The 8945-nt window shown below is 55.7% G+C and carries 10 protein-coding genes and 1 pseudogene; 6 read left to right on the forward strand and 5 right to left on the reverse strand.

Going from position 1 to position 8945, the window contains the following annotated elements:
• Nucleotides 1-156: 156 nt before the first annotated feature.
• The 5 genes from SD626R_RS06795 to SD626R_RS06815 form a co-directional block, all read right to left on the reverse strand.
• Nucleotides 157-1233: a tyrosine-type recombinase/integrase gene (locus SD626R_RS06795; RefSeq protein WP_092565030.1), complete on the reverse strand. Its 1077-nt coding sequence runs from the start codon at nucleotides 1231-1233 to the stop codon at nucleotides 157-159.
• The gene (locus tag SD626R_RS06800) at nucleotides 1230-1973 is read right to left on the reverse strand and encodes a hypothetical protein (RefSeq protein ID WP_092565032.1); all 744 of its coding nucleotides are present in this window, start codon (nucleotides 1971-1973) and stop codon (nucleotides 1230-1232) included. Before SD626R_RS06800 ends, SD626R_RS06795 begins: the two co-directional genes overlap by 4 nt.
• Complete coding sequence (locus SD626R_RS06805) at nucleotides 1970-2572, reverse strand: J domain-containing protein (RefSeq protein ID WP_092565034.1); 603 nt, start codon at nucleotides 2570-2572, stop codon at nucleotides 1970-1972. Before SD626R_RS06805 ends, SD626R_RS06800 begins: the two co-directional genes overlap by 4 nt.
• The gene (locus tag SD626R_RS06810) at nucleotides 2569-2958 is read right to left on the reverse strand and encodes a PadR family transcriptional regulator (protein WP_092565045.1); all 390 of its coding nucleotides are present in this window, start codon (nucleotides 2956-2958) and stop codon (nucleotides 2569-2571) included. Before SD626R_RS06810 ends, SD626R_RS06805 begins: the two co-directional genes overlap by 4 nt.
• Before the next feature lie 174 nt (nucleotides 2959-3132).
• Nucleotides 3133-3312, reverse strand: coding sequence for a hypothetical protein (locus tag SD626R_RS06815; protein WP_092565036.1), 180 nt, complete (start codon nucleotides 3310-3312; stop codon nucleotides 3133-3135).
• 236 nt (nucleotides 3313-3548) lie between these two features.
• Between SD626R_RS06815 and SD626R_RS17475 the strand changes: the two genes are divergently transcribed.
• The 6 genes and pseudogenes from SD626R_RS17475 to SD626R_RS16370 form a co-directional block, all read left to right on the forward strand.
• Nucleotides 3549-3830 (forward strand): hypothetical protein, encoded by a 282-nt coding sequence (locus SD626R_RS17475; RefSeq protein WP_092565038.1) that lies wholly within the window; start codon nucleotides 3549-3551, stop codon nucleotides 3828-3830.
• Nucleotides 3831-3938: 108 nt separating this feature from the next.
• On the forward strand, nucleotides 3939-5219 hold the full coding sequence (locus SD626R_RS06825; RefSeq protein ID WP_092565040.1) for an ATP-binding protein: 1281 nt from the start codon (nucleotides 3939-3941) through the stop codon (nucleotides 5217-5219).
• A 107-nt stretch (nucleotides 5220-5326) separates the two neighbouring features.
• Nucleotides 5327-5815, forward strand: a complete 489-nt coding sequence (locus SD626R_RS16365; RefSeq protein ID WP_137782610.1) for a hypothetical protein — start codon at nucleotides 5327-5329, stop codon at nucleotides 5813-5815.
• 80 nt (nucleotides 5816-5895) lie between these two features.
• Nucleotides 5896-6591 carry a hypothetical protein gene (locus tag SD626R_RS06830; protein WP_092565042.1) on the forward strand — a complete coding sequence of 232 codons (696 nt, stop codon included), beginning with the start codon at nucleotides 5896-5898 and terminating at the stop codon, nucleotides 6589-6591.
• Nucleotides 6592-6687: 96 nt separating this feature from the next.
• Entirely contained in the window at nucleotides 6688-8679 is a 1992-nt protein-coding gene (locus SD626R_RS06835; protein WP_092565043.1) for a type I restriction-modification system subunit M, read from the forward strand.
• Nucleotides 8676-8945 (forward strand): annotated as a pseudogene (locus SD626R_RS16370) (hypothetical protein); the annotation flags it as partial. The gene SD626R_RS06835 and the pseudogene SD626R_RS16370, both read left to right, overlap by 4 nt.

The raw sequence follows: 8945 nt of genomic DNA on the forward strand, positions 1-8945 counted from the left end.
GTGTCGAATCTTCCGGACCGAGATCGTAAAGGCGGCGTAGAGGCTCTGTATGTGCCGTTAAGCCGCTGAAAGGAGCAGAATGGGGCCGGAGGGACGAACCAAACTCGCGATTCACCCTATGTCGGTACTCTGAGACGCCCGTCTCTGGTGTCGTTGTCATGAGTCGTCGTCCTCCTCGCCGATCCCGGCGATATCGAGGTCCGCAGTGTACTCCTCTCGGCGTTCTGCCATTTTCCGGTGGCGGTCCGCCTTGTCGTAGTAGCGCTTGATCGTGTCCGGATCCGCGTCGACGCGCTCGCTGATCACCTCGATCGGGAGCCCGCGGTCGCAGTGCCACGTGAGCGACCCCGTCCGGATGTGGTGAGGCGCCCGCGAGGAGGGGCACTTCGACGCGTGGGAGCGCTCCGTGAACTTACAGCTCCGGCGACGGCGCCCGTGTGGGCACTTCATGTAGAGACAGGGCTGTGTCCCCTGATAGGTCCACGAGCGGATCGTCGTGTCCGTGACGCGGCCCTGACGACCGGCGAACAGCGGCTCGCGACCCTCCTCGTCGCGCTTGTCCGACCGCTCGCGAGCGATGTACGTATCGAGCGCGTCGATGACCGGTTCCGAGATGCGGACGACGCGCTCGCCCTCCTCGTTGTTCTTCAGCGGCGTGCCTGATTCCGGGCGGTGGTTGAAATCGAGGTAGCCGTTCTCCGGGTCGTAGTCGCCGAGGTCGAGGCCGACGACGGCGCCAAGGCGGCAACCCGTGTTCCAGAACACTTCGAGAACCGCGTGCGAGGGGGTGCCGAAGCGCGCCGGGTCGTTCCGGTAGAACCCGAGAAGCTGTTTCGCGTCCTCGGTGTCGAGCATCGTGTCGCTCGTCTCCTGTGACCGGGTGAGCTTCGGAACGTGGACCTTCTCCGGGAGGTCCTCGTCGACGGCCTCGATCGTCGCAAGGTACTGGACGACCTGCGAGACGGCGGTCATCTTCCCCTTCACCGTCGCCGGGGCGTTGTCCTCGGCGCGGAGGTGGCGCTCGTACTCGTCGAACAGCCAGCCGGAGAGGTCGCCGACGCGCTCGACGCCGCGCTCCTCGCACCAGTGGACCCAGCGCGTGAGGCGGTTGTCGTAGCTCCGGATCGTCTTGTCGGAGTTCTCCATCGAGCGCTTCTCCAGGAACCGGTCGCGCGCCTCCCGCGGCGAGAGGTCAGACGGGTTCGCGGGCGGCGAAGACGGCTTCCGACTCATCGTTCGTCACCCATTTTCTCGATACGGTCGCTCACCGGGTCGAATTCCCACCCGGCGACCGATCCCCCGTAGAGGTCGCCGTACGCGTCGACCACGTCGGTCGCGGTTGCGCGGTCCGACGGCGCGCTGCGATCCGGGTTCGGATCGTTTCGCGCGGCGTCCCGGCGCCGGTCCTGACCCAGTTGGAAGAGGAGCGCGTTCTGGAGTTCGAGGGCGTCCGCGATACGGGCGAGGTTATCATCCCGGTCGCGACCGCCGTCGGCAACCAACCGACGCTTTTCAGCAAACCTTTCCGCATCTAGCCTTTGGTACCCTCTGGTGTGATCGGCACACCGCGTCAGAGGTACGCACCTGCGTGTTCCCCCTTTCCTGCTGCCGAAACCACGTTCGGGTTCGTCGCCGGTACTCCACGGCTGATCGATACCGCCGTCAGTTACGAGTTCGCGCTCGCCGGCGTGGTACCGGAGGTCCTCGACGAGCGAGATCGCGCGGTCGGGGTCGAGGTCGCGCCGGAAGCGATCGCGGAGTTCGAGCTCGTCGACGACACGGGCATCCTCGCGAACGACGAGGCGCGCAACGGTCTCGCCGTCGGCGCCGTGACGGCGGTCTACGAGGTCGTAGAGCGCATGGACCACGGCACGGTGGTCGGCGAGGAGTCGGGACGCACGGTCTCTATCCGCGTACGCCAGCACGGAACCGTGGCGGTTACGTCGCACTTCGACCTCAACGGCCGGGGTCACGCCTCCTCACCCCCTACCATCTCCTCCTTCGCGTCGCGAACGCGCATCAGCTCTCGCTCCGATCCGCCGTGGTCCGGGTGTGCCTCCTTGACGCGCTCGTGGTAGGCGTCGATCACCTCAGAATCGGAGGCGTACGCGTCGACGCCGAGGACCTCGTGCGCCGGTTTGCTCGTGGCAGATTCGGCCACGACTGCGTTCTCGTCGGCGTCTCCCGGTGGGAGGCGGGCCGCCGCGAATTCGGAGTCACCGGTCGCCACCGGGCGGTTCCCCCGCATTCGGGTCTCGTGAACCCATTTGTAGACGGTACGGACGTTGTCACGGAGTCGAGAGTAGGCGTCGCAAGCGACGGCGAACTCCTCGCCGCCGTCGCTCCACCGGAGGACGAACCCCGGATCGTCGGGGCTCGCGTTGTGGAGCGGGAGGCCGTTCGACTTCGTGTGACTGTTCCCGATCGATGCGCGCCAGTGGTCGGCTTCCATTCGGTCCATCTCGGTCGCAAGGTCCTCGGTGGTCCTCGCGAGCGTCGCCTCGAAGCTTCGGTTTCGCTCGCGCTCGGACTCGGGCGTGCGGTCCCAGCCCACGGGCCAGTCGAGGCTCACGTATCCTCACCTCCCGTTTCGAGGGCGGCGTCGATCGCGTCGCGGGCCGTCGCGAGCAGCTCGCGGCCGCGATCGGTCACGCGGTAGGCGTTGGTGCGGCCGTCGATCTCCTCCGTTTCGATCAGACCCTCGTCTTCGAGCTCGCTCAGGTTCGTGTAGAGCCGGCCGTGGTTGATCGCGTCGGAGTACCGGTCTTCGAGCCGGCGCATCAGCGTGAGGCCCTTCGGTAGCTCCTCGCCCTCGACCTCGGCGGCGACCAGGAGGAGGTCGCGCTGGAAGCCGAGCAGGTCGTACCAGGTGGGGCCGTCGCGGGCGGTCTCGTCGCGATTCGTCTCGGTCGTCGGCTGGGTGTGTGCGTCGCTCATGGTGGTGTCGTCAGTCGTCATCGGTCGTCGCGGGCGCTGCCTCGCGCTGTCGGTCGTCGGCATGAGTCGGGGTCGGCCCGACGCACGCATTATACTGCTCCGGGCGGTTCCGAACGGTTCCGGACGGTCGCACTCTCGTCTCCGTCTCCGGGTTTCGGCCGTTCCGAACGCTGTTCCGGACGGTGGTCGCATCGCTCATCGGTCGGGGTACAGGTTCACGTCGCCGCGGAACTCGCGGAGCGTGGTCTGGGCGACGTCGTGGGCTGCGCGGTCGGCGCGGACGAGCGTCGCGAGCGCTGCCGGGTACTCGTCAGGCAGTGTCGATGCCGCGTCTCGGACGGGAGTTTCAAGCCCCCGCGTCGTGTCGACGTACATGGGTTTCGTGCTAGTCCACGGAACCCCACACGGGCCGGCTGTTCCAGCAGCGCGGCCCGCGTCCTTCTCAGGCACGGCGCGTCGTCGACGACGGCCGAGTGGGTCCGTGACTGACAGGTGTGGGTTCGGGGATATTAAATTTAGTGTATGGAATAATACGCTATGGAACCGTATATAGGGTACTACAACCTTGTAACCAATCGAACTAACACGCTGATCTGCGTGAAAATGACTCAATGCGCCGGCCCCGGGTGGAGTGGATGACTCGCGCCGACGACACAATACTTGAGTTTCTACTGAACGAAGGAAACAAACCACTCAACGCTTCGCCTACTTTCGTCGAAGCAAATGTCGATTACAAAATTTCTCATATTCGGAACCGGATGCGGAAACTCCACGAAGCCGGTCTAATCGAATACTATGACGAGGATCGTGGACTCTATTGTATCACAGATCTTGGTCGTAACTACCTACTTGGTAAGCTTGAGGCGGACGATCTCGAAAATATTGGCGAGTAATCCAGTCAAGAAATTCTAGTATTTATTTGCTATACTGTCGAAGAGACTTTACCCAGAACACGATACGTACAGTCAAGGAGCTTGCTGTAGTCTGTCAAATTATTGGTCATGGTCAATATCGAATCAGTTTCAATCCGTGGTTTCAAACCGCATGAGTCAACGGAGCTCCCAGCAAAAAATATCAATATTCTAACTGGGAAAAACAATGTCGGTAAAACATCTGTACTAGAAGCTATTAACCTGGCTTTTCAACCAACCAATATTAGAAAATATGAAGAAAATACAGATACTTTAGTAAATGTGAATTCTTCAGATGCACAGATATCTTGTAAAGTTAGTGGCAGTGCGGGACAGCCAGATCTATCGGACTACACAAACCTATCTAAAGAATATAGCGTGACAATTAGAAATCCGAGTAATCAAGAAACGCTAAAAATATTTCAGGAACTCATACACAGAGCTGTTATGAATATCTCTTTCGAGTACCCTAATGAAACAATTGATGCAGAGAATATTAGACCATACAAGAATATCTTGTCTAATACAGCTCAAAAAAAGATCTCGCAAGAAGAGTCCAAGGAGAATCTAACCCAGTATTATGAATCTATCGTTATACTCGAAAGAGATGATAAAACGATACCGTTCATCTATCTGTCGGACCAATATACAGAACTAATTGATGACATAGCGTCTGCTACTGTTTCCCAGATAGAAGCACATGAAGATGTTAGTGAAGATGAAATGAATGAACTAAGCTGGCTGATCAATAGGCAAATGGGAAGCCTTGTTATTGGTAGGTACGGAAAGTCCAACTTCTTGGGTAATCTGAATGATCATAATGGGGCTAAACTCATTAGTTCACTTGATATAACGAATAAGAACATCGAATCAGTTGAAAATTATTCAGTTGTGCTGTCTGAAATAGAAGACGACCTCCGAGATTACAATATCATACAGGATCTCTATGACTTTAGTTTGGATAATCTGGTGTTTGAGACAGATACGGGGCGTTATCAGCTACCATACGAATCAATGGGAGACGGATTTAAAGCAATTACTGGTCTTCTCTGGGAGCTAGAGATAACAGACAGAGAAAATCAGATTCTACTGCTAGAGGAACCAGAAAATCATATGCACCCGGGATATATTCAGAAGTTAGTCGAATTTATAATAAAAATCGCACAGGAGGAGGATATACAGTTCTTCATAACGACACATAATATTGATTTGATAGATGAATTTCTTGATCCGGCAAGATCAGAGGCAGAAAAATATCTTTCAGAGAGCCTTCAAGTAATACAGATGGGGAAATATACTTCGCAAGTAATGGATCTAGAGAAAGCACGGACACAGTTTGAGGAACTCCATCTGGATCTGCGTGGAGAATGACCACAAAGCTAGTTCTCTGTGAAGGTAAGTGGGATTTGAGGTTACTGAAACAGTATATTCTAAATTCTCTACCTCATTTATCGCCTGAATATTTCCGGATGGAAAATGTGAGCGAAAATGAGCGTGGAGTGGAATCAAATAAGATACGATCCCTACAGAATGACCACTATCCGACCGATACGTTAGTGAAGTCAGAAAATGGAAGGAGTTTTTTTAAGGATACATACGCTTCATCAATAACAACCTTCGCTGAGTCTTCGTTTGATCTTAGCTTACTGTGTGACTTTGATTATAAAGGGGTTGATGGATGGGTTGAGGATGTAAACGAGAAAGTTGCCGGAAGGTATACAACGCCCGTCAATACCAGTATTAATGATCAAAGGTATTCCTCAGGGCCAATAAGCTCGTATGTTATGGATATAATTATCGGAGGCCAGGTAAGGAAAAAGTTTGGACTAGTTGGATTCGAGTCAAATATGGAGGAAGTTGTAGGGATTGACAAGGGCATTCATGATAGTGACGATAGAAAAACTTTGATTGACGAATTCGCCGAGAACAGACATCTAGACAGGGCTATAAGCCGTGTGATGTTCTGAGTAATGACACGATCGAAAGTAACCCTAGCTACACACCCCTCTCAAAAAGCCTCAAGAGACCACTCTCGCAAGACCTGTCTATGAGCGACGTGGTCTACGCGATTCGGATTTCTCACCTCGAATACTCCGGGCTCAAAATCATGGACATCAAGATCGGCAAGTCCACCGATATCGGAAACACCCTCAAACAGTACAACCGGAGCAGCCGCGACACCGAACTGCTCGACATGTGGACGCCGAACCCCGACAAGACCCTCTCCACCGCCGAGCGCGGCGTCCACGCGGTCGCCGAGCGATACGCCTACGACAAACAGAGCGAGAAGTTCGTCTTCCTCCAGGGCGCGTACCAAGAGTTCGCCGAGACGGTCAACATGCTTCTCCGGAACGTTACCCGTGAGGACCTCGACGGGGGGACGGAGCCCGGCGGCTCTGACGACGTCGACGACTACACCGGCACGACGCCCTCAGTGATCAAGATCCTCGGTGAGACCTACGACGTCGACAGCTGGGCGGACGCGCTGACGGTGGCCGTCGCGGCGATCCTTCGTGACGTGGAAGACCCCGAGCGTGTCACCGAGATCGAGGGCCGAACGCGGAGCTACTTCGTGGAAGAGGGACGGCAGTCGGATCTGTTCAAGCCCCGGCGGATTCCGGATACCAATCTGTACCTGGAGACCAACTTTTCTGCAAACGACTGCGTTCGGAAGGTCGAGCAAGTGATGGCAAAGTACGGGTACGACAGGGCTGAACTGGAGATATTCACAGAGGAAGCCTGAACAGAGGCCCCCGATCGTCTCAGATTGCCGGGTAAGTATCTAGACACGGACCGTGTCCAAACTATTATTCAGATGTGGTTTCTGGTCACGAAGTAGATGGTCGATAACTTCAACGAGAAGGCGGATTTTATTTGGTCTATTGCCGACCTCCTCAGAGGAGATTACAAGCAGTCGGAGTATCAGAAAGTCGTTCTCCCGTTGACGGTTCTGCGCCGACTCGACTGTGTGACTGCGCGGAACAAGGACGAAGTTCTAGAGCGTCACGAGCAGCTCCAGAAGCAGGGCATCGAGAACGTCGCGCCGTCGCTCAAGAAAGCGGCCGATGCCGAGGTGTATAACACCAGCGAATACACGTTCGAGACGCTGTGTAACGACCCCGACAACATCGCGGAGAACCTCCAGTACTACATCAATCAGTACGACGAGGAGACGAAGGAGATCTTCGAGAAGTTCGATTTCGGACACCAGATACAGCGCCTCGATGATGCCGACCTTCTTTATAAGGTTGTACGCCAGTTCGCGGAGATCGACCTCCATCCCGACGAGGTCGCGAACGAGGAGATGGGGTACATCTACGAGGAGCTCATCCGGAAGTTCAACGAACTCAGCAACGAGACCGCCGGGGAGCACTTCACGCCCCGCGAGGTCATCGAGCTGATGGTGAACCTCATCTTCCAGGAAGACGACGAGGCGCTGTCTGAGCAGGGCGCGGTTCGCACCGTCTTCGATCCGGCGTGTGGAACCGGCGGGATGCTCAGCGTCGCTGAGGAGTACGTTCGCCAGCTCAACAACGACGCTCGGCTTCACGTCTTCGGGCAGGAGCTGAACCCCGAGTCCTACGCGGTCTGTAACTCGGACATGCTCATCAAGGGCCAAGAGCCCGACAACATCGTCTACGGGAACTCTTTCACTCAAGACGGATTCAAGGGCCAGCGATTCGACTACATGCTCTCGAATCCTCCCTTCGGAGTTTCGTGGAAGAAGGTGAAGGAGGAGATCGAGCGCGAGCACGAGGAGGAGGGGTTCGCCGGGCGGTTCGGCGCGGGGACGCCGCGGACCAGCGACGGTGCGTTCCTCTTCCTCCAGCACATGATCAGCAAGATGAAGCCGCCCGAGGAGGGCGGCTCTCGCATCGCGATCGTGTTCAATGGCTCACCGCTGTTCAACGGCGGCCCGAACAGCGGCGAGTCGGCGATCCGGCGCTGGATCCTCGAAAACGACTGGCTAGAGGCGATTGTCGGTCTTCCAGAGAATCTCTTCTACAATACGGGCATCCGCACATACATCTGGGTTCTCTCAAACGACAAGCCGGAGGCCCGCAAAGACAAGGTCCAGCTGATCAACGCGCAGGATCTGTATGCGGAGATGGACGAGAGCCTCGGGGAGAAGCGTCACGAGCTCGCGCAAGAACACATTGATGAGATCTCACGAATTTTTGGCGATCTAGAGGCTAACGGGCGCTCGAAGGTGGTACCTACAGAGGAGTTCGGCTACCGCCGCATCGTCATCGACCAGCCGCTACGAATGAGCTTTCAAGCGACAGAGGAGCGCATTGAGAGCCTTCACGACGAGCGCGCGTTCACGAACCGCGACGAGGATACGCAAGAGGCGGTGAAAGAAGCGTTGCGGACGTTGGACGCTGAGAAGCAGTGGATGGACCGTGATGAGTTCATTAATGACGTCGAGTTGGCATTCAATATGAACGGTGTTGACGTACGGAACAGCGTTTATAACGCGATAGAGCGAGCAATGGGGGAACAGAATGACAAAGCGGAGATCGTGACTGATAGTAATGGAAATCCGGATCACGATTCGGACCTGCGCGAACGCGAACGCGTACCACTCGGAGTCGATCCGCGAGATTACTTTGAAGAAGAGGTTGAACCCTACCTTAAGAATGCCTGGATCAACGAGAGCAGCAAATACCACGATGACCAAGATGATGGTCTCGGAGTCGTCGGCTACGAAATTAATTTTGATAGGTACTTCTACGAATACGAAGAACCTCGGAACTTGAGTGAAATTGACGATGAAATAAAGTCTCTGAAAAGGACTGTTTCGAACCTAATAGATGAGGTTACCAAATGAACGCTCCTTGGAAAGATAACATACCCACAGATTGGGATAGTATCCCACTTAAATATCTCACTGATATTCGGACAGGCGGTACCCCTGACAGATCAGAAGATTCGTACTGGGATGGAGATATCCCATGGGTTTCGTCAAAAGATATGATCTCGGAAGAAATTGATGATGCGGAGGAATATATCACTGAAGAGGCAGCAGAAAACACATCTACGGCTCTGTTGAAATCCTATTCTTCAGATATATTCTCACCTGAAACAGCCGGTCGA

This window comes from Halorubrum sp. SD626R (assembly GCF_001261915.1).
In the GTDB taxonomy this organism is placed as follows: domain Archaea; phylum Halobacteriota; class Halobacteria; order Halobacteriales; family Haloferacaceae; genus Halorubrum.

Coding starts and splice junctions, on each gene's coding strand:
- SD626R_RS06825 (WP_092565040.1), top strand. CDS start 3,939: ATGGTCAATATCGAATCAGTTTCAATCCGTGGTTTCAAACCGCATGAG.
- SD626R_RS06815 (WP_092565036.1), bottom strand. CDS start 3,312: ATGTACGTCGACACGACGCGGGGGCTTGAAACTCCCGTCCGAGACGCG.
- SD626R_RS17475 (WP_092565038.1), top strand. CDS start 3,549: ATGCGCCGGCCCCGGGTGGAGTGGATGACTCGCGCCGACGACACAATA.
- SD626R_RS06830 (WP_092565042.1), top strand. CDS start 5,896: ATGAGCGACGTGGTCTACGCGATTCGGATTTCTCACCTCGAATACTCC.
- SD626R_RS06835 (WP_092565043.1), top strand. CDS start 6,688: ATGGTCGATAACTTCAACGAGAAGGCGGATTTTATTTGGTCTATTGCC.
- SD626R_RS06795 (WP_092565030.1), bottom strand. CDS start 1,233: ATGAGTCGGAAGCCGTCTTCGCCGCCCGCGAACCCGTCTGACCTCTCG.
- SD626R_RS06810 (WP_092565045.1), bottom strand. CDS start 2,958: ATGACGACTGACGACACCACCATGAGCGACGCACACACCCAGCCGACG.